This is a genomic window from Billgrantia campisalis, from assembly GCF_022341425.1.
In the GTDB taxonomy this organism is placed as follows: domain Bacteria; phylum Pseudomonadota; class Gammaproteobacteria; order Pseudomonadales; family Halomonadaceae; genus Halomonas; species Halomonas campisalis.
Map to the genome: position 1 here is coordinate 134,680 of NZ_JABFUC010000012.1, position 19,392 is coordinate 154,071.

Sequence of the window (19,392 nt, forward strand, 5' to 3'; positions counted from 1 at the left end):
TTATACAGAGCCAACCGTGCCGTATCATGGTGGCAGTCGGCAGCCTCGCATCAGCGGCGGCCTTTGGGTACCATGTGCGGCTTTTCTCGCTCCCACTGGACGACGAGCCAGCCCCAGCGCAGGAACGCCATCATGTTGAATCGCCTGATCGACAAGCATTTCAAGCTGACGGAACACAATACCAGCGTGAAGACCGAGGTCATTGCCGGGATCACCACCTTCCTGACCATGGCCTACATCATCTTCGTCAACCCCAGCATCCTCTCCGAAGCCGGCATGGATTACGGTGCGGTCTTCGTTGCCACCTGCCTGGCAGCGGCCATCGGCTGTCTGATCATGGGGCTGTGGGCCAACTACCCGATCGCCCAGGCGCCCGGCATGGGCCTCAACGCCTTCTTTACCTACGGGGTCGTGCTGGGCATGGGCTATACCTGGGAGGCCGCGCTGGGCGCGGTGTTCTTCTCCGGTTTCTGCTTCTTCCTGCTCAGCGTCTTCAAGGTGCGCGAATGGATCATCCACTCGATTCCGCTCTCGCTGCGCCTGGGGATCGCCGCCGGCATCGGCCTGTTTTTGGCCATGATCGCGCTGAAGAACGCCGGCATCGTGGTCGCCAACCCGGCCACCTACGTGGCGCTGGGTGACCTCTCCGAACCCGCCGCCATCTACGCGCTGCTGGGGTTCTTCGCCATTACCGCCATGGCCTACCTGCGCATCACCGGGGCGGTGATGATCGGCATCCTCGGCGTCACCGTGGTGGCCATCGTGCTGGGGCATAACGAGTATGGCGGCCTGATGTCGATGCCGCCCTCCATAGCGCCGACCTTCATGGCCCTGGACCTGAGGGGGGCGCTGGACGTGGCGATGCTCAGCGTGATCTTCGCCTTCCTGTTCGTCGACCTCTTCGATACCTCCGGCACCCTGGTGGGGGTGGCCCACCGCGGCAAGCTGCTCGACAAGGACGGCAAGCTGCCGCGTCTGGGGCGCGCAATGATGGCCGATAGCGGCGCCTCCATGGCGGGCTCGCTGCTGGGCACCTCGACCACCACCAGCTACATCGAGTCCACGGCGGGGATCGCCTCCGGGGGGCGCACCGGGCTGACCGCCGTGGTGGTGGCCGGCCTGTTTTTGATCAGCCTGTTCTTCGCGCCCTTGGCCGGCTCGATTCCCGCCTACGCCACCGCCGGCGCGCTGCTCTATGTGGCGGTGCTGATGGCCGGCAGTCTGGCCCATGCCAACTGGGACGACCCCACCGATGCCGCTCCGGTGCTGATTGCCGCCCTGGCCATGCCGCTGACGTTCTCGATCGCCGAAGGCATCGCCCTGGGCTTTATCAGCTACGCTGCCATCAAGGCGCTCTCCGGGCGTTTCCGGGACCTCAATCCGGCGGTGGTGGTGCTGGCGATTCTGTTCGTGCTGAAATTCCTGTTCCTTGATTGATCACTTTCCACCGAGACCCGCGATGAGTATCTACGGCGACTACATCAAGTCCGTGATTCGTACCGTCCCCGACTGGCCGCAGCCCGGGGTGAACTTCCGCGACATCACCCCGCTATTGCAGAACCGGTCGGCCTTTCGCAAGCTGATCGACAGCTTCGTGCACCGCTATCAGGACATGGAGCTGGATGCCATCGCGGCCATCGATGCCCGGGGCTTCATCATCGGGGCCCCGGTGGCCTACGAGCTGGGCTGCAGCTTCGTGCCGGTGCGCAAGAAGGGCAAGCTGCCCTTCAAGACCATCAGCGAGACCTACACCCTGGAATACGGTAAAAGCGAGGTGGAGCTGCACTCGGACGCCTTCCGCGAGGGTGACCGTATCCTGGTGATGGACGACCTGATCGCCACCGGCGGCACCATGCTCGCCGCGGCCAAGCTGATCACCCGCAGCGGGGGTCAGGTGGTGGAGACCGCCACCATCATTGACCTGCCGGAGATCGGTGGGTCGCAGAAGATTCGCGAGGCGGGCTTCGGCGTCTTCGCGGTCTGCTCCTTCAACGAAGACGAGTGAGACAACGGCAATGAGCAACCGCTACCACCAGCATTTCACCGTCTCCTGGGATCAGCTGCATCGCGACGTGCGCGAGCTGTGCCATCGCCTGGTCGAGCGCGACTTCAAGGGGATCGTCGCCATCACCCGGGGCGGGCTGATCCCCGCGGCGCTGATCGCCCGCGAGCTCAACGTACGGTTGATCGACACCGTGTGCATCAAGAGCTACGACCACATGGACCAGGGCGGCCTCGACGTCATGAAGGGCGTCGATCACGACGGCGAAGGCTGGCTGCTGGTCGATGACCTGGTCGACACCGGCAAGACCGCGCGCAAGGTGCGCGAGATGATGCCGCGGGCCCACTTCGTCACCGTCTATGCCAAGCCCGAGGGGCGGCCGCTGGTCGACCAGTACCTCACCGAGGTGGCCCAGGACTGCTGGATCCAGTTCCCCTGGGACATGGGCATCGCCTACGTCGAGCCGCTGGTCGACCAGGTCAAACGCTGAGCCATGGGCGCGCCGCTTCCCGACAGTTGGCAGCAGTGGCTGGGCGAGGAGTTCCAGGCGCCCTATATGCAGGCGCTGCGTGACTTTCTGGCCGCCGAAAAGGCCGCCAGGAAGGTGATCTACCCGCACTCCTCCCACTGGTTCCGGGCCTTCGAGCTGACCCCACTGGACCGGGTCAAGGTGGTGGTCCTGGGGCAGGACCCCTATCACGGCCCCGACCAGGCCCACGGGCTGTGCTTCTCGGTGCGCCCGGGGGTGCGGGTGCCGCCTTCGCTGGTGAATATCTACAAGGAGCTGGCCGCCGACGTGGGCGCACGCCCGGTCGACCACGGCTGCCTCGAGCACTGGGCGCGGCAGGGCGTGCTGCTGCTCAACACCTCGCTGACGGTGGAGCAGGGCAGGGCGGGCTCCCACCGCGGCCAGGGCTGGGAAACCTTCACCGACCGCGCTATCGCCGCGGTGAGCGAGCACGCCGAGCCCTCGGTGTTTCTGCTGTGGGGCAGCCATGCTCGCCAGAAGAAGGCCCTGGTCGATACATCGCGTCACCTGGTGCTGGAGTCGCCGCACCCCTCGCCGCTCTCGGCCCATCGCGGCTTCTTCGGCAATCACCACTTCTCCCGGGCCAACGCCTTTCTCGCCGAGCGGGGCCGCACGCCCATCGACTGGCAGTTGCCGGAGGCTCCCGAGCCGTACTCAACTCGGGGCTGATCCGGCCTGTTCCCGGCGCCCCTCATCGGGTGTTGCTAGCCTGAGAGCCTGGCTTAACCTCAACGGGGGATGCGGGTAGAATGGCGCGCAATTTGTCGACGCCGTCCATGCGACGAAGGTCGCCACCGTTCACCCCCGCCCGAGAAGAGGTCCGCCCATGAGCGTCCACGCCATCCAACATCCGCTGGTCCAGCACAAGCTGGGGCTGATGCGTGAAGCCGGTATCAGCACCAAGAGCTTTCGCGAACTGGCCGGCGAGCTGGCCAAGCTGCTTACCTACGAGGCGACCCAGGACCTGGAGGTCGAGACCCAGGAGATCGACGGCTGGAGCGGTGACAAGATCCCGGTGCAGCTGCTCAAGGGCAAGAAGGTGACCATCGTTCCCATCCTGCGCGCCGGGCTGGGGATGCTCGACGGAGTGACCGACCTGATTCCCAGCGCCCGGATCAGCGTGGTCGGCCTCTATCGCGACGAAGAGACCCTCGAGCCGGTGCCCTACTTCGCCAAGTTCGCAGGCGAGCTCGACGAGCGCCTGGCCATCGTCATCGACCCCATGCTCGCCACCGGCGGCACCATGGTCGCCACCCTCGACATGCTGCGCGATCGCGGCTGCAAGCACATGAAGGTGATCGTGCTGGTGGCCGCCCCGGAAGGCATCAAGCGGGTACAGGATGCCTACCCGGACATCGAGATCTACACCGCCGGGGTCGACGACCATCTCGATGAAAACGGCTATATCGTTCCCGGGCTGGGCGATGCGGGGGACAAGATTTTCGGCACCCGCTGATGTTTGGCAGGAACCTGGCTGCGTGATCCCGCGCCCCTGAGATGTTCGATCCGGGGGCGTTTTTCTGCCGACGCAGGCCCCCTCTACCTCGATTATCACATTGGAGACCTTCCATGACGGACCATTCGGCGGCCGCGCCGGTACCGCTCGACTCCCCGCTCAAAACCCTGTTGACCGGGGCCCAGATGCTCTTCGTGGCCTTCGGTGCCCTGGTGCTGGTGCCGCTGCTCACTGGCCTCGACCCCAGCGTGGCGCTGTTTACCGCCGGGGTCGGCACCCTGGTGTTCCACGGCGTGACCCGTGTCACGGTGCCGGTTTTCCTGGCGTCTTCCTTCGCCTTCATTGCCCCGATCCAGGGCTCGGTGGCCAACTTCGGCATCCCGGCCACCATGGGCGGGCTGCTGGCCGCGGGCCTGGTCTACGTGGTGATCTCCCAGGCGGTGCGCCTCAAGGGCACCGCCTGGCTGCATCGCCTGCTGCCGCCGGTGGTGGTGGGGCCGGTGATCATGGTGATCGGCCTGGCGCTGGCGCCGGTGGCGGTGAGCATGGCCACCGGTGAGACCAGCGACCATATCGACTACGGTGCGGCCATCTTCCTCTCCATGGCGAGCCTGCTGGTGACCCTGGTGCTGGCGGTGTTCGGTCGCGGCCTGCTGCGGCTGATTCCGATCATGGGCGGCATCGCCACCGGCTATGCGCTGGCACTGCTGATGGGGGTGGTGGACTTCTCGCCGGTGAATGAGGCCGCCTGGCTGGCGATACCCAGCTTCACCGCCCCGAGCTTCCACTGGGCGGCGATCCTGTTCATGATCCCGGTGGCCATTGCCCCGGCGGTTGAGCATATCGGCGACATGGTGGCGATCGGCTCGGTGACCCGCAAGAACTACCTGGAGAAGCCCGGCCTGCACCGCACCCTGCTGGGCGATGGCCTGGCCACTTCCACGGCGGCGCTGTTCGGCGGCCCGCCCAACACCACCTATTCCGAGGTCACCGGGGCAGTGACCCTGACCCGCGCCTTCAATCCCAAGATCATGGTGGTGGCCGCCTGCATCGCCATTGGCCTGGCCTTCGTCGCCAAGCTCGGGGCGCTGCTGCAGACCATTCCGGGGCCGGTGATGGGCGGCATCATGACCCTGCTGTTCGGCTCCATCGCCGTGGTGGGCATGAACACCCTGGTGCGCGCCGGTCACTCGCTGACCGCGCCGCGCAACCTGGTGGTGGTGTCGCTGATCCTGGTGTTCGGCATCGGCGGCATGCAGTTCGGCGGCGGCCAGTTCACCCTGCAGGGGGTGAGCCTCGCCGCCCTGGTGGGGATCGTGCTCAACTGGGTGCTGCCCGGCGCCGACGAGGACGAGTAAAGGGTGGTGACGCCGGCGAGAGCACCCCGTTGGGCGGCTGTCACTACCTCTCCGGTGTCATGGCACCCACGGCTTGCCTGAGGCATCATGACGGTATGATACGGGTACAGCAGGAAATTCGATGACTCCTCAGCGCGATGTGACCGGCCTGATCCTGGCCGGCGGCCAGGGGCGCCGCATGGGTGGCCGCGACAAGGGGCTCGAACCCTTAGCGGGACGCCCGCTGGTGACCCATGTGATGGATCGCCTAGTCGGCCGGGTGGCCAGCGTGATGATCAATGCCAACCGCCATCTCGAGGCCTATGCGGGCTTTGGCGATCGGCTGGTCACCGATCTCGAGGGTGGCTATCAGGGGCCGCTGATGGGCATCTACAGCGGCCTGCGTGCCGCCGAGACCCCCTGGGTGCTGGTGGTGCCCTGCGATACGCCGGCGCTGCCCATGGCGCTGGTACCGCGCCTGGTCGCCGGCCTTGGCGACTGTGATATCGCGGTGGCCCACGACGGCGAGCGCCTGCACCCGGTGGTGGCGCTGCTGCGCACTCGTCTGGCCGACGACCTGGGCGAGGCGCTGGCGGCCGGCGAACGCAAGATCGACCGCTGGTATGCCCGCCATGCCTGGTGCCCGGTGGATTTCCATGACTGCCCCGAGGCCTTCACCAATCTCAATACCGAAAGCGACAAGCGGCGCCACGAGGCGCGCCTGGACGAGGAGAGCCGCACGCCATGAGCGCCGTGATCGACGTCCCCCTTGGCTTTGACGACCGCTTGCCGCTGCTCGGCATTGCCGCCTGGAGCGGGACGGGTAAGACTACCCTGCTCGAGCGGCTGCTGCCGGAGCTTAGCCTGCGCGGCCTGCGAACCGCGGTGATCAAGCATGCCCATCACGGCTTCGACGTGGACCAGCCGGGCAAGGACAGCCATCGCCTGCGCCAGGCGGGGGCCTCCCCCATGCTGGTGGCATCGCGTCGGCGCCTGGCGCTGATGATGGAGACCCCGGAGCAAGAGGAAGCCGACCTTGCCCAGCTGATCGAGATGATGCGGCCCCTGCGCCCCGACCTGGTGCTGGTGGAAGGCTTCAAGGCCTGGCCGCTGCCCAAGTTGGAGCTCTACCGGGAAGCGCTCGGCAAGCCGCTACGGGTGGCCGAGGATCCCTGGGTCAAGGCGGTGGCCAGCGCCGAGCCCCTGGCGCTGCCCGAGGGGGTCGAGGCGCTGGATCTCAACGACCTGGCGGCGATTGCCGACTGGGTAGCGGCCTGGCCGGCTCGCTGGAGCCGCGAGTGCTCGCCGCGGGAGGTGCTGGGCGCATGAGTCTCTCCTGTTTCGATTTCGGTGAACGCATGCTGAGCGTGGAGGAGGCCAGGGCGGCGGCGCTCGAGCTGGTCGCGGCGCCCCTGGCCGAAGAGTGGTGTCCACTGGCGGCACTTTGCGGCCGCGTGCTGGCCCAGCCAGTGGCTTCGCCCATCGATGTTCCCCAGAACACCAATGCCGCCATGGATGGCATTGCCCTGGCCTGGCCCGCCGAGGACGCGGCGCGTCCCGAGACCTGGCCGCTGGTCGGCGAGGTGCTGGCCGGTCACTGCCGCGAGGCCGCGCTGTCCGCCGGTGAATGTGTCACGATCATGACCGGTGCGCCGCTGCCCCCCGGGGCCGACACGGTGATCATGCGTGAACAGCTCGAGTTCGAGGGGAGCCGGGTACGGGTTCACCATGCCGAGAGCGTGCGCCGCGGCCAGCACGTGCGCCGGGCCGGGGAGGACATCGCCCGCGGGGTCACGGCGCTTGATGCCGGGACGCGCGTAGGGGCCGCCGAGCTTGGCCTGCTGGCCTCGCTGGGACTGTCCGGCGCCGCTGTCCATCGCCGCCCGCGGGTCGCCCTGTTTTCCACCGGCGACGAGGTCACCGCGCCCGGCGAGGCGCTGCCGCCGGCGGGCATCTTCGATGCCAACCGCTTCTCGCTGCGCGGCCTGCTGATCGAGCAGGGCGCCGAGCTGCAGGACCTGGGCATTTTGCCCGATGACCGGGGAGCCCTGGTGGCGGCCCTGGCGGCGGCGGCCGAGGAGGCCGATGTGGTGATCACCAGCGGCGGCGTTTCGGTGGGCGACGCCGACGAGGTGCGCCAGGCGCTGGCCGAAGTGGGCGAGCTGGGATTCTGGAAGATCGCCATCCGCCCCGGCCGCCCGCTGGCCTGCGGTCGGCTCGGCTCGTCGCACACCCCCTTCTTCGGCCTGCCCGGCAATCCGGTAGCGGCCATGGTCACCTTCCTGCAGTTCGTCGCCCCGGTGCTGGGGCGACTGCAGGGGCGCCGTGAGCTGGCCGCGGCGCGGCTCACGGCGCGCTGTGAAGCGACACTGCCGAGTCGTGTCGGTCGCGTCGACTTCCTGCGCGGCGTGCTCTACTGCGATCCCGAGGGCCAGCTTTGGGTGCGCAGCACCGGCCACCAGGGCTCCGGCATCCTCTCCTCCATGGTCGCCGCCAACTGCCTGATCGAGATCGCCGCCGAGTGCGACGGCGTCGCCTGTGGCGAAGCGGTCATCGTTCAACCGCTTGCTGACATCTTCCGAGGCTAACCGATATGACCCTGACCCATCTCAACCCGCGCGGCGAAGCCCATATGGTGGATGTCGCCGACAAGGCGGAGAGCCGTCGCGAGGCGACCGCCTCCGGCCGTATCCAGATGAAGCCCGAGACCCTGGCCCTGCTCGCCGAGGGAGGGATGCCCAAGGGCGACGTGCTGGCCACCGCGCGTATCGCCGGCATTCAGGCCGCCAAGCGCACCCATGAGCTGATTCCGCTCTGTCATGCCCTGCCGCTCTCCAAGGTGAGCGTCGACTTTCGACTCGACGAGGCGGCCTCCAGCGTCGAGGTGACGGCGACCTGCCGCCTCAACGGGCGCACCGGGGTCGAGATGGAGGCCCTGACCGCGGTCTCGGTGGCCTGCCTGACCCTCTATGACATGTGCAAGGCCGTCGACAAGGACATGGAGATCGGGGGCATTCACCTTGATGCCAAGAGCGGCGGCAAGTCCGGCGACTATCGTCGCGATGCGCTGGCATCGGCGCCCCCTCCGATCGTCACGGGAGGCAGTTCGGCCGGCGAGGTGTCGGTGGGGCCGCGCTGTGACATCGCCGTGCCTTGCGTGCGGGTCAAGTGCCTGGCCGAGCTGCGCGAACGCCTGGGGATCAGTGAGATATCCCTGCCCCTGGACAGTCTGCCCAGTGCCGACGTGGGCGGCCTCAAGGCCGCGCTTCGACAGCACGACGAGCGCTTCGCCGGGCTTTCCGAGGGGCGCGTGCTGTGTGCCGTCAATCAGGTGATGGCCAATGAGACCACGCCGCTTACCAATGACGACGAAGTGGCCTTCTTTCCGCCGGTCACAGGGGGCTGACGATGATACGTGTGCAGCAGGCGCCCTTCGATGCGGGGGCCGAACAGCGGGCACTGCTGGCGGGACGTAGCGATATCGGGGCGGTGGTCAGTTTCACCGGGCTGGTGCGCGACTTCAATGAACGTCCCGAGGTCAACGCCCTGACCCTGGAGCACTACCCGGGAATGACCGAAGCCGCCCTCGGCGAGATCGTCGCCGAGGCCGAGTCCCGCTGGCCGCTGCAGGGGCTGCGGGTCATTCATCGGGTTGGACGCATGACCCCCGGAGACCCTATCGTACTGGTGGTCGTGGCCAGCGCGCACCGGCGTGCCGCCTTCGAGGCCTGCGACTTCATCATGGACTACCTCAAGACCCGAGCCCCTTTCTGGAAAAAGGAGCACAGTGCCAGCGGTGACTACTGGGTCGCCGAACGTGAATCCGACCATCGGGATGCGGGTCGCTGGGAGAGCTGAGCATGGCAGAAGCGTTGATCGACGATTTTGGTAGACGAGTCCGCTATGTGCGGATCTCGGTAACGGACCGCTGCGATTTCCGCTGCGTCTACTGCATGAGCGAGGAGATGACCTTTCTGCCTCGTGCCCAGATACTCACCCTGGAGGAGCTGGCCATGGTGGCCCGCGCCTTCGTCGAACTGGGCGTGGAAAAGGTGCGTCTGACCGGCGGGGAGCCGCTGGTCAGGCGCAATATCGATCACCTGGTGAGGGAGATCGGCAGTCTGCCCGGGCTCCGGGATTTCGCCATGACCACCAATGGGGCGGGGCTGGTGAAGCAGGCGGCTCGCCTGCGCGACGCCGGGCTCAAGCGTCTCAATATCAGCCTCGATACCCTGGATCCCGAGCGCTTCCGCCAACTGACCCGCACCGGCGAGCTCGAGCGCGTGCTCGCGGGTCTCGGGGCCGCCCGCGAGGCGGGATTCGAGCGCATCAAGCTCAATGCGGTGATTCTCAAGGGGCGCAACGACGATGAGGTCCTCGATCTGGTGGCGTTCGCCCGCCAGGAAGGGGTCGATATCAGCTTCATCGAGGAGATGCCGCTGGGGGATGTCTCGGACCACTCCCGCGCCGAGACCTTCTGCTCCAGCGATGAGGTCCAGGCCCAGATCGAGCGTCGCCATACGCTGATTCCCACCACTGAATCCACGCTCGGGCCGTCGCGCTATTTCCGCATGAGCGACAGCGAGACCCGAGTCGGCTTCATTTCGCCGCACAGCCACAATTTCTGCGCCAGCTGCAACCGGGTGAGGGTGACGGTGGAGGGGCGTCTGCTGCTGTGCCTGGGCAACGAGCACTCCGTGGACCTGCGCGCGGTGCTGCGCCGCTACCCGGGGGATCTCGACGCGCTCAAGCAGGCCATTGTCGCGGCCATGCCGCTCAAGCCGGAACGCCACCATTTCACCACCGACGGTGATGTCCAGGTGGTCCGTTTCATGAACATGACCGGCGGTTGAGGGAGCCTGGGGAGCGTTTTGCCGCCTCCCATTGGCAAAAAAAGGCAACGCAATTGCTCACGCTTTTCTTGCCAATTGAGTATCAAGGCATATACTTTTGACGAGTGGAGCCTATGGGTTCACTCGTCGAATTCCTGCATGGAGGAGGCTAATGTCCAGCGAAACTCTGGAGCGCATCGCCCGCAACAAGAACGTGGCTCGTGCCGCTGCCCGTCAGCTGAGTATGGAGCAGCTGCACAAGCTCTCCGATGTCATCGGTGAAGTCATCGAGCAAAAGAAAGAGGAAGAAAAGTTACGCGAGCAGGAAGAGGCGGACAAGGAGCGCAAGCTGGCCGAGATTCGTGAGGCCATGACCGACGCCGGCCTCTCCGTGGAGGACCTGGTGGGAGAGCCGCCGCGGCGTCGTCGCGGTCGCCCGCCGAAGAATGCCTCCGGCTCCTGATCCCGCGATGCCTGTGACGGAGCCGCGTAGGGAGTAGGAAGAGCGTAGAGTAGGGAATAACGAAAGAGTAGGAAGAGCGGGGCGAACCTCTGGGTTCGCCCCGCTACGTTGGTAGCGCTTGGCGGGTTTCTGGCGCCGGTTAATGCGAGGCGTCGAAGAGCGGCGTTTCCACCGCAAGCAGCTGCAGGTGCACGTCGGGAAGCTGGCGAAGGTGTTCGCCCAGCCAGGCGATGATCAGCGGCTGAAGAGCCTGGCGAAGTTCCGGCAAGGTTTCCGCTGCCAGGCCGTCGAGACGCTCGTCGAGCCAGTCGATAAAGGCGTCTTCGTCCAGCTGACGCATGCGGTGTGCATCGAGCATCAGGCGGCCGATGCGTGTCCAGCCGCCGCCGGTGGAGGCCACCGGCAGGGCGAGGTAGAGGGTGCCGTGACGCGGCGAGCCCTGCTCGGCGGCTAGCCCCGGCAGCGGGGTCACGGCATTCTGGCTGACGATGCAGGGGCGCTGGGGATGGCGCGCCTCCAGCGTCAGGCCGCCGGCATCGAGGCGTATCATGTCGCCGTTGGTCGGGGTCAGCGGCGCCTGGATGCCGAGTCGCTGCGCCAGGGCCTGGTGTGCCCGCTGATGGCTGGGCTCGCCGTGCACCGGCAGCAGATGGCGTGGCCTGACCCAGCCGTAGAAGGTGCGCAGCTCCTCCTGGGCGGGGTGGCCGGAGGCGTGCAGCTCGGGGTGGTTGAATTCATCCCAGAGGGTTACCTCCAGGCGCCTGAGGCCCTGCTTGAGGCGCTCGATCAGCGGCTCGTTGCCGGGAATGGCCTTGGCAGAGAAGATCACGGTGTCGCCGGCCATCAGCTCGAAGCTGGGATGGCGGCCCATGGCCAGCCGGCTCAGGGCGGCCCGCGGCTCGCCCTGGCTGCCGGTGGCGATGACCAGCACCTCTTCCGGCGGCAGATAGCCCAGGTCGCGTACCGGCACCAGCGGCGGCATCTCATCGAGATAGCCGAGCCCGCGGGCGACCCCGACCATGCGCTCCATGGAGCGCCCCATCAGGCTCACCCGTCGCCCGCAGCGCTCCGCCGCCAGGGCGATGGCCAGCACCCTGGCCAGGTTGCTGGCGAAGCAGGAGACCACCACGCGCCCGGCGCACTGGGTAAGCGTACTCTCCAGCGCCCTGGCCACCTCGCCCTCGCTGCGGGAGTGACCGGGCAAGGGGGCGTTGGTGGAGTCGCCCACCACCAGGTCCACCGGCGCCAAGGCACGGAACAGGCTGGCGCTCACCGGCGGGCCGATCAGGGGTTCCGGGTCGAGCTTCCAGTCGCCGGTATGCAGCACGCGATGCTCACCGGCGGCGATCAGCAGCGCACAGCTTTCCGGTATCGAATGGGTCAGCGGCAGGTAGCGCAGGGTGAAGGGACCGGTCTCCAGCGCCTCGCCCGGGTCGATGATGTGAATGGCGTCGCTGGACAGGCCCTGCTCGGTGAATTTTGCCCGCAGCAGGCCGGCGGCCAGCGGGGTGGCATGGATCGGGCAGCCCCATTGCGGCCATAGCCAGGCGGCGGCACCGATGTGGTCCTCGTGACCGTGGGTGATGATCAGGGCGCGGGGGGCGATGCCCAGGGCCTGGGGGGTGTCCAGGCTGGGCACCTGGAGCGGGCTGTCGGGCAGGTCCTGGCGAATCATCATGCCGCAGTCGACGGCAATCCAGTCGCCGTCGTGCCCGTAGAGCGCCAGGTTCATGCCGATCTCGCCGCAGCCCCCCAGCGGCAGGAAGTGCAGCGGAGTGCGGCGGCGGGGGCGAATCGTCACGCGGGGTGGGTGCATCGGCATGTCATGAATCAGGCAGTGGATCAATCACTATACGGGAACGGCGGGACCCTCCACAATGACGGACCCGCACCGGGCCGCAGGCCATTCGACGTGTCGCCGGATGGCGAGTTCGCTACAATGCGCGCTTTCGAAACTTGCACAACACGGCGGCAGCTACCATGTCACACTACTATCGTCTGGTCGTTTCCTGCCCCGATCGTCGGGGCATCGTGGCTCGGGTGTCCGGTTTCATCGCCGGCCACGGTGGCTCCATCACCGAGGCGAGCCAGCACTCCGACCTGGAGTCGGGGCGCTTCTTCATGCGCTACGAGATCCTCGCCGACTCCATCGGCATGACCGCCGAGCAGCTGCGTGAGGCGTTCGAGCCGGTGGCCAAGGAGTTCGAGATGCAGTGGGCGCTGCGGGATACCCGGCGCCGGCCGCGGGTGGTGGTGATGGTCTCGCGAGAGTCCCACTGCCTGGTGGACCTGCTCTACCGCTGGACGGCGGGGGAGCTGGATGGCGATATCGTCGGGGTGATCTCCAATCACGAGGACATGCGCGGGCTGGTGGAGTGGCACGGGCTGCCCTATCACCATGTGCCGGTGCCGGCGGATGACAAGGCGGCGGCCTTCGCCCGGGTCGAGGAGCGGGTGGAGGCGCTGGAGGCCGACATCGTGGTACTGGCGCGCTACATGCAGATCCTGCCCCCCGCGGTCTGCGAGCGCTATGCCGGCCGGGTGATCAACATTCACCACAGTTTCCTTCCCTCATTTGCCGGGGCGCGCCCCTACCATCAGGCGCATGCCCGTGGGGTGAAGCTGATCGGCGCCACCTGCCACTATGTGACCGAGGAGCTGGATGCCGGGCCCATCATCGAGCAGGACATCCATCGCGTCAGCCACTGCCATACCACCGCCGACCTGGTGCGCTTCGGCCGCGATGTGGAGAAGGCGGTGCTGGCCCGCGGCCTGCGCTGGCACCTGGAGGACCGGGTGCTGATTCATGGCAACAAGACCGTGGTCTTCGCCTGAGGCCTGATTGCCGGAGAGGGGTATGTCGTTTTCCGAACTCATGCTGGCGCCCTGGCTGGTGCTCTGCTGCGCCCTGGTGGCCCTGGCCGTGGTCGGATTGGCGCTGGCCCAGCGCCCCTGGCAGGCGCTGCTGGCCGACCGGGCCCTGCAGCACCGCTGGCTGGCCGCCACCGTCTCCGTGATGCTGCTGTGGCAGCTACGTGCCCAGGCGGTGGACTGGCTGACCCTGCACCTGATGTTCACCGCGCTCTTGACCCTGGTGTTCAAGGCACCGTTGGCGCTGCTCTCCAATTTGCTGGTCAACCTCTCGCTGGCGGTGCTGGGCAAGGCGGCCTGGCCGCTGCTGGGGGTGAACGTGCTGATCACCGGGGTGGTGCCGATGGCGATCACGGTGGTGGTGTGGCGGCTGGTGGATCGCCGTCTGCCGGACAACCTGATGGTGTTCCTCTTCGTGTGCGGCTTCTTCGGCACCGCGCTGGCCACCCTGGGCACCGGCCTGGCCGGGCTGGGGCTGGTAATGCTGGGGTCCAGCGACCCGGAGGCGGTCTACCTGGCCCGTGAATATGTCCGCTTCCTGCCGCTGCTGATGCCCTCGGAGGCCTTCATCACCGGGATGCTGCTGAGCATCCTGATGGTCTATCACCCCAGCTGGGTGGCCACCTTCAACGACCACCGCTATATCGATACGAAATAGGGGCGAGAGGCGAGGTGCGAGAGGCGAGGGGCGAGAGGCGAGGTGCGAGGTGCGAGGTTCGAGAGGCGAGGTTCGAGGTTCGAGGTGCGAGGCGGTGGCTTGCTCGAACCTAGAGGTTCAGCGCCAGCTGGCGGCGGGCGTCCTCGGGCACCAGCCGTACCCCCACCCCCAGCAGGCGCACCGGCCGCTTGCGGCGTGCCCAGGCCTGGTCGAGTAGGGCGGCGAACGTCTCCTGAGTCGGTGTGCCGCTGCGCCCCTCCAGGGTCGTCAGGCTGAAGTCGTCGAAGCGTACCTTGACGAACAGCCCCGTCAGGGGCGGATGGCCGTGGCGGGCCAGTCGCGCCTGCAGGCGTTCGCACAGCGCTGCTAGGGCGGCATGGCAGTGGGCCAGGTCGGGCAGGTCTTGGGCGAAGGTGGTCTCGACGCTGACCGACTTGCGCTCGCGCTCGATCCGCACCGGCCGGTCGTCGATGCCGCGGGCCAGTTCGAAGAGCCGGTGGCCGAACTTGCCGAACTCCTGAACCAGCTGCGTCAGTGGCAGACGCTGCAGGTCGGCACAGGTGGCGATGGAGAGGGCCGCCAGCCGGGCCGCCGTGGCGGGGCCCACGCCGTGCAGCCGAGTCACCGGCAGATCGTGCAGGAAGGTCTCGACGCCCTCCGGAGGGATGACGGTGAGGCCGTCAGGCTTGTCCCAGTCGCTGGCGATCTTGGCCAGGAACTTGGCGGGGGCGGCCCCAACCGATACCGTGATGCCGGTGCGAGCCAGGCACTGCTGCTTGAGCCACTGGGCCATCCAGGTGGCGCTGCCGGAAAAACGCGTGACCTCGCTGACATCCAGAAAGGCCTCGTCGAGCGACAGCGGCTCCACCAGCGGGGTGAGTTCGCGGAAGATGGCCTGGATCTGCTGGGACACCGCCCGGTAGCGTTCGAAGTCGCCGGGCAGCAGCCTGAGCTGGGGACATAGCCGTAGCGCCCTGGCCGTGGGCATGGCGGAGTGAATGCCGAAAGCGCGTGCGGGGTAGTTGCAGGTGGCGATCACCCCGCGCCGCTCGGCGCTGCCCCCGATGGCCAGCGGGATGTCGCGCAGACTGGGGTCGTCACGCATCTCCACCGCGGCGTAGAAGCAGTCGCAGTCGGCGTGAAGGATCTTGCGGCTCATGGTGAATTAACCGGCCTGGCGGAGCCGAGCGCAGCCAGCGCTTACCCCAGAGCCTGGCCGTTGCCGCCGCGAATCACCCCCACGCCAATCCCCTCGATCTCCAGGGCTTCATGGCGCAGGTCCACCTCGATGGGGGGGAAGTCGGGGTTCTCGGCGGCCAGGGTGACCCGGTGGCCGAGGCGCTGAAAGCGCTTGACCGTGACCTCGTCCTCGAGTCGGGCGACGACGATCTGACCGTCGCGCACGCGCTCGGTGCGGTGCACGGCCAGCAGATCCCCCTCGAGGATGCCGATATCCTTCATCGACAGGCCGCGCACCTTGAGCAGGTAGTCCGCCCGTGGAGTGAAGTACTCCGGCGGCAGCGGACAGTAGCGGTCGATGTGCTCGGCGGCCAGGATCGGGCTGCCGGCGGCCACTTCGCCGATGATCGGCAGGCCCTCGGCGCTGGGCTCGGTGCTCGACTCGACCTCCTGGGCCGGCAGGCGGATCCCGCGGGAGGTGCCGCGGATGACCCGGATGACGCCCTTGCGTTCCAGGGCGCGCAGGTGCTCCTCGGCGGCGTTGGGGGAGCGAAAGCCCAGCGCGCGGGCGATCTCGGCCCGGGTCGGCGGATAGCCGAACTCGTTCATGGTCTTGACGATGAAGTCGTAGACGTTCTGCTGGCGCGCGGTGAGGGGGCGTGTCATGCGACCTCCGAGTGGGCGAGTCATGGCGTATTGTTCAAGTATACAGCATGGAAGCCCATCCAGTAAAAGCGTCAGGGGGAGCTCCCCCTGTCTCGGGCCTTGCAGCTGTTTCAAACGGTTTGGCGGAGATGCGAATTGAGAAAATACTCCGCTTCACGTAGGATTCAACTACGTTTAAAACAGCTGTTTCCAGCGGAGCCAGGCCGATGGCCCAGACCGATACCGTCACCCGGATTCTCGATACCGCCGAGGTCCTGTTTGCAGAGCGCGGTTTTGCCGAGACCTCGTTGCGGACCATCACCAGCAAGGCCAGGGTCAACCTGGCTGCGGTGAACTACCATTTTGGCTCCAAGAAATCGCTGATCCAGGCGGTCTTCTCCCGCTATCTGGATCCCTTTACCGAGCGCTTTCATCTGGCCCTGGATGAGCTCGAGGCTCGCTATGCCGGCGAGGTCATTCCCCTGGAGACGCTGCTGGAAACCATGGCGCGCACGGTGCTGGAGGTGCCGGCCGAGCGCAATAGCCTCAAGGTTTTCATGAAGCTTCTGGGGTTGGCCTACAGCCAGGCGCAGGGGCATCTGCGCCGCTATATCCAGCAGGAGTACGGCGGCGTCTTCACGCGCTTCACCGAGCTGGTGCGCCAGGCGACGCCGCAGCTGCCCGATGCCGAGCGCTTCTGGCGTCTGCACTTCGTGCTGGGCACTGTCATCTTCACCCTGTCGGGCCTGGATGCGCTGCGCGATATCGCCGAGAAGGACTACCAGGAGCATGTCACGGTGCGCGACCTCATCCGTCGCCTGCGGCCGGTGGTGGTGGCGGCGATGAATGCCCCCCTTCCGCCGGCGCCTTCCGTGCAGGCCGAGGCCGGCTGAGCATGCGTACCCCGCGCCTGTTGGAGCTCCCTCCGCCGGATGGGGTCTGGCTCGAGGTCGACGTCGCCGACCAGCGTCTGGTGGCCTGGCGGGGCGAACAAGCGATCGGCCAATGGCCGGTCTCCACCGCCGCCGCGGGCCCCGGTCAGGCCGAAGGCAGCGGCGGCACGCCGCTCGGCTGGCACTATATCCGCGCCGCCATCGGCGCCGACCAGCCGGTTGGCTGTGTGTTTCGCGGCCGCCGGCCCACCGGCGAGATCTTCTCTCCCACCCTGGCCGCCGAGCACCCGGAGCGCGACTGGATCCTGACCCGCATCCTGTGGCTGTGCGGCCTGGAGCGAGGCGTCAACCGCGGCGGCAGCGTCGACAGCCAGCGCCGCTACATCTATCTGCACGGTACGCCGCCGAGCGAGCCGATGGGGGTGCCGCGCTCCCATGGCTGCATCCGCCTGCTTGACCGGGCGCTGCTGGAGCTCTTCTCCCTGGCTCCGCCCGGCACCCCCGTCTGGCTGCACGATTAGGCGTTGCCGGTGTCGCCATCGACGCCGACTTGATCCTGTGCAACAAGCGCTTCGATCCTGGATGACACGCCTATTCCCGCCGTTGACTTTGGTCTAGAATCGGCCCCCTTCAAGTCCCGAGGAATTGCTCATGACCCAGTCTCTCGGCCCGGTGATGCTGGATCTGGAAGGCACGCAGCTCAGCGATGACGAGCGTCGTCTGCTCACGCGTCCCGAAGTGGGGGGCGTGATTCTTTTCGCCCGCAATATCGAGGATGCGCGCCAGGTGCGTGCCCTGTGTGATGCCATTCGCGGCGTGCGTCCCGAACTGCTGCTGGGTATCGACCAGGAGGGGGGGCGGGTGCAGCGCCTGCGCCAGGGGGTAACGCGCCTGCCGCCCATGGGGCGGATCGGCCGTGACTTCGTGGCAGCACCCGAGGTGACGCAGCGCTTCTGCCTGGATGCCGGCTGGCTGATGGGCATGGAGATGGCCGCCTGCGGGCTGGATCTCACCTTCGCGCCGGTGCTCGACGTCGATAGCGGCATCTCCAGCGTGATCGGCGACCGCAGCTTCTCCGCCGACCCCACCGCGGTGGCTGCCATGGCCGGCGCCTTCGTGGCTGGGCTGCACGAAGCGGGGATGGCCGCCGTCGGCAAGCACTTTCCCGGTCACGGTGGCGTTGCGGCCGATTCCCATCGGGAGCTGCCGGTGGATCCACGGCCGCTGGAAGCCCTGCGCGCCCACGACCTGGTGCCGTTCGCGGCGCTGGCCACACGGCTGGACGGCGTAATGCCGGCCCATGTGGTCTATCCCGCCTTCGATGCCCGCCCGGCCGGCTTCTCCGCCAGCTGGCTGGGCATGCTGCGCGAATCCCTGGGCTTCAAGGGCACCCTGTTTTCCGATGACCTGGGCATGGCTGCGGCCGGCTTTGCCGGTGGGCCGGGGGAGCGGGCCCTGGCGGCACTGAAGGCCGGCTGTGACATGGTGCTGGTCTGCAACGACCGGGCCGCCGCCCTCGAGGCGCTGGATGCCTGCCACGGCCGCGCCTTCCGGCCTGCCGCCCGGCTGCGCTATGGACGCGCCCGCCCCGACCTGGACGCCCTCGAAGCCCTGGGGCGCTGGCGCCGGGTGCATGCCCGCCTCGAGGCCATGGCCGGCGAGTAACGCCACGCCGGCCGCCTTTCCTTTTCCCTTTCGTCGACACGAGCCGTCCCGATGCCGAAACTCGACCCCCAGACCCATGAGTCCCTGGCCACCATGCGTGACGTCATGGACAGCGCCGACTGCCTGATTACCCAGCAGGAGGTCGAGCGCGCCCTGGACCGCATGGCCGCCGAGATCACCGAGGATCTCGGCGATAAGCTGCCGGTCTTCTACTGCGTGATGAACGGCGGTTTGATCACCACCGGCCACCTGTTGACCCGGCTGGGCTTTCCCCTGGAGGTCGACTACCTCCATGCCACCCGCTATCGCGGCGGTATTCGCGGCGGTGAACTGTTCTGGCGTGTCTCCCCGGAGGTGCCCATGGCCGGCCGTCACGTGGTGATCGTCGACGATATTCTCGACGAGGGGGCCACCCTTGCGGCGATCCTCGACTACTGCCGGGAGGCGGGGGCGGCCAGCATCTCCACGGCGGTGCTGGTGGACAAGCAGCACGAGCGCAAGGCGGTGCCCGGGCTCAGGGCCGACTACTGCAGCCTGGAAGTGGTCGACCGCTATGTGTTTGGCTTTGGCATGGACTACAAGGGCTACTGGCGCAACGCCCCGGGGATCTTTGCGCCCAAGGGACTTTAGGCCCTTCGGGCAGGTACGGGATACGCGGCGCGAGGGGCAAGGCGCGAGGTGCGAGGAAAACGCTGATCAGGCACATATTCGTGTCATAGCGCTGGCAGGGGCACAATCCTGCTCGAACCTCGAACCTCGAACCTCGAACCTCGAACCTCGAACCTCGAACCTCGAACCTCGAACCTCGAACCTCGAACCTCGAACCTCGAACCTCGAACCTCGAACCTCGAACCTCGAACCT

General features: G+C 67.2%; 22 protein-coding genes. 19 read left to right on the forward strand and 3 right to left on the reverse strand.

All coding sequences use genetic code 11. The features are described 5' to 3' along the window. Window positions 1-132 precede the first annotated feature (132 nt). The 13 genes from HOP52_RS14865 to HOP52_RS14925 all read left to right on the forward strand — a co-directional run bounded on the left by HOP52_RS14865 (window position 133) and on the right by HOP52_RS14925 (window position 10,619). Entirely contained in the window at window positions 133-1,437 is a 1,305-nt protein-coding gene (locus HOP52_RS14865; RefSeq protein ID WP_238978181.1) for an NCS2 family permease, read from the forward strand. Window positions 1,438-1,459: 22 nt separating this feature from the next. Beyond that, window positions 1,460-2,005 carry an adenine phosphoribosyltransferase gene (locus HOP52_RS14870; RefSeq protein WP_238978182.1) on the forward strand — a complete coding sequence of 182 codons (546 nt, stop codon included), beginning with the start codon at window positions 1,460-1,462 and terminating at the stop codon, window positions 2,003-2,005. Window positions 2,006-2,015: 10 nt separating this feature from the next. Continuing rightward, window positions 2,016-2,492 carry a xanthine phosphoribosyltransferase gene (gene gpt, locus HOP52_RS14875; protein WP_238978183.1) on the forward strand — a complete coding sequence of 159 codons (477 nt, stop codon included), beginning with the start codon at window positions 2,016-2,018 and terminating at the stop codon, window positions 2,490-2,492. A gap of 3 nt (window positions 2,493-2,495) precedes the next feature. Next, entirely contained in the window at window positions 2,496-3,200 is a 705-nt protein-coding gene (gene ung, locus HOP52_RS14880) for a uracil-DNA glycosylase (protein ID WP_238978184.1), read from the forward strand. 157 nt (window positions 3,201-3,357) lie between these two features. After that, the gene (gene upp / locus HOP52_RS14885) at window positions 3,358-3,987 is read left to right on the forward strand and encodes a uracil phosphoribosyltransferase (protein WP_238978185.1); all 630 of its coding nucleotides are present in this window, start codon (window positions 3,358-3,360) and stop codon (window positions 3,985-3,987) included. Between the two features lie 113 nt (window positions 3,988-4,100). Beyond that, a complete protein-coding gene (locus HOP52_RS14890; RefSeq protein WP_238978186.1) occupies window positions 4,101-5,345 on the forward strand; it encodes a uracil-xanthine permease family protein in 1,245 nt (414 codons plus the stop codon). Between the two features lie 121 nt (window positions 5,346-5,466). Next, window positions 5,467-6,072: a molybdenum cofactor guanylyltransferase MobA gene (mobA, locus tag HOP52_RS14895; RefSeq protein WP_238978187.1), complete on the forward strand. Its 606-nt coding sequence runs from the start codon at window positions 5,467-5,469 to the stop codon at window positions 6,070-6,072. After that, on the forward strand, window positions 6,069-6,653 hold the full coding sequence (mobB, locus tag HOP52_RS14900; protein ID WP_238978188.1) for a molybdopterin-guanine dinucleotide biosynthesis protein B: 585 nt from the start codon (window positions 6,069-6,071) through the stop codon (window positions 6,651-6,653). Before mobA ends, mobB begins: the two co-directional genes overlap by 4 nt. Continuing rightward, window positions 6,650-7,912, forward strand: a complete 1,263-nt coding sequence (moeA, locus tag HOP52_RS14905; protein ID WP_238978189.1) for a molybdopterin molybdotransferase MoeA — start codon at window positions 6,650-6,652, stop codon at window positions 7,910-7,912. The genes mobB and moeA overlap by 4 nt, the downstream gene beginning before the upstream one ends. Before the next feature lie 5 nt (window positions 7,913-7,917). Beyond that, window positions 7,918-8,730, forward strand: a complete 813-nt coding sequence (gene moaC / locus HOP52_RS14910) for a cyclic pyranopterin monophosphate synthase MoaC (RefSeq protein ID WP_238978190.1) — start codon at window positions 7,918-7,920, stop codon at window positions 8,728-8,730. Between the two features lie 2 nt (window positions 8,731-8,732). Further along, a complete protein-coding gene (gene moaE / locus HOP52_RS14915; protein ID WP_238978191.1) occupies window positions 8,733-9,182 on the forward strand; it encodes a molybdopterin synthase catalytic subunit MoaE in 450 nt (149 codons plus the stop codon). Between the two features lie 2 nt (window positions 9,183-9,184). Further along, complete coding sequence (gene moaA, locus HOP52_RS14920) at window positions 9,185-10,177, forward strand: GTP 3',8-cyclase MoaA (protein WP_238978192.1); 993 nt, start codon at window positions 9,185-9,187, stop codon at window positions 10,175-10,177. Between the two features lie 151 nt (window positions 10,178-10,328). After that, window positions 10,329-10,619, forward strand: coding sequence for an H-NS family histone-like protein (locus HOP52_RS14925; protein WP_238978193.1), 291 nt, complete (start codon window positions 10,329-10,331; stop codon window positions 10,617-10,619). A gap of 139 nt (window positions 10,620-10,758) precedes the next feature. On the opposite strand, the gene HOP52_RS14930 is transcribed toward HOP52_RS14925, so the two are convergent. Next, a complete protein-coding gene (locus HOP52_RS14930) occupies window positions 10,759-12,351 on the reverse strand; it encodes a ribonuclease J (protein WP_238978207.1) in 1,593 nt (530 codons plus the stop codon). A gap of 248 nt (window positions 12,352-12,599) precedes the next feature. Here HOP52_RS14930 and purU point away from each other — a divergent pair, with 248 nt between their 5' ends. Together purU and HOP52_RS14940 are read left to right on the forward strand one after the other, a co-directional pair. Further along, the gene (purU, locus tag HOP52_RS14935; RefSeq protein ID WP_238978194.1) at window positions 12,600-13,454 is read left to right on the forward strand and encodes a formyltetrahydrofolate deformylase; all 855 of its coding nucleotides are present in this window, start codon (window positions 12,600-12,602) and stop codon (window positions 13,452-13,454) included. Window positions 13,455-13,476: 22 nt separating this feature from the next. Further along, the gene (locus tag HOP52_RS14940; RefSeq protein ID WP_238978195.1) at window positions 13,477-14,148 is read left to right on the forward strand and encodes an energy-coupling factor ABC transporter permease; all 672 of its coding nucleotides are present in this window, start codon (window positions 13,477-13,479) and stop codon (window positions 14,146-14,148) included. Between the two features lie 109 nt (window positions 14,149-14,257). Here the strand turns inward: HOP52_RS14940 and dinB are convergent, their stop codons facing one another. Together dinB and lexA are read right to left on the reverse strand one after the other, a co-directional pair. Then, the gene (dinB, locus tag HOP52_RS14945) at window positions 14,258-15,307 is read right to left on the reverse strand and encodes a DNA polymerase IV (protein ID WP_238978196.1); all 1,050 of its coding nucleotides are present in this window, start codon (window positions 15,305-15,307) and stop codon (window positions 14,258-14,260) included. 41 nt (window positions 15,308-15,348) lie between these two features. Next, on the reverse strand, window positions 15,349-15,993 hold the full coding sequence (gene lexA, locus HOP52_RS14950; RefSeq protein ID WP_238978197.1) for a transcriptional repressor LexA: 645 nt from the start codon (window positions 15,991-15,993) through the stop codon (window positions 15,349-15,351). 206 nt (window positions 15,994-16,199) lie between these two features. Between lexA and HOP52_RS14955 the strand changes: the two genes are divergently transcribed. The 4 genes from HOP52_RS14955 (at window position 16,200) to HOP52_RS14970 (ending at window position 19,160) form a co-directional block, all read left to right on the forward strand. Further along, the gene (locus HOP52_RS14955) at window positions 16,200-16,865 is read left to right on the forward strand and encodes a TetR/AcrR family transcriptional regulator (RefSeq protein ID WP_238978198.1); all 666 of its coding nucleotides are present in this window, start codon (window positions 16,200-16,202) and stop codon (window positions 16,863-16,865) included. Window positions 16,866-16,867: 2 nt separating this feature from the next. Further along, window positions 16,868-17,386 carry a L,D-transpeptidase gene (locus HOP52_RS14960; RefSeq protein WP_238978199.1) on the forward strand — a complete coding sequence of 173 codons (519 nt, stop codon included), beginning with the start codon at window positions 16,868-16,870 and terminating at the stop codon, window positions 17,384-17,386. A 130-nt stretch (window positions 17,387-17,516) separates the two neighbouring features. After that, window positions 17,517-18,530, forward strand: a complete 1,014-nt coding sequence (nagZ, locus tag HOP52_RS14965; RefSeq protein ID WP_238978200.1) for a beta-N-acetylhexosaminidase — start codon at window positions 17,517-17,519, stop codon at window positions 18,528-18,530. A gap of 51 nt (window positions 18,531-18,581) precedes the next feature. Further along, window positions 18,582-19,160: a hypoxanthine-guanine phosphoribosyltransferase gene (locus tag HOP52_RS14970; protein ID WP_238978201.1), complete on the forward strand. Its 579-nt coding sequence runs from the start codon at window positions 18,582-18,584 to the stop codon at window positions 19,158-19,160. Window positions 19,161-19,392 lie beyond the last annotated feature (232 nt).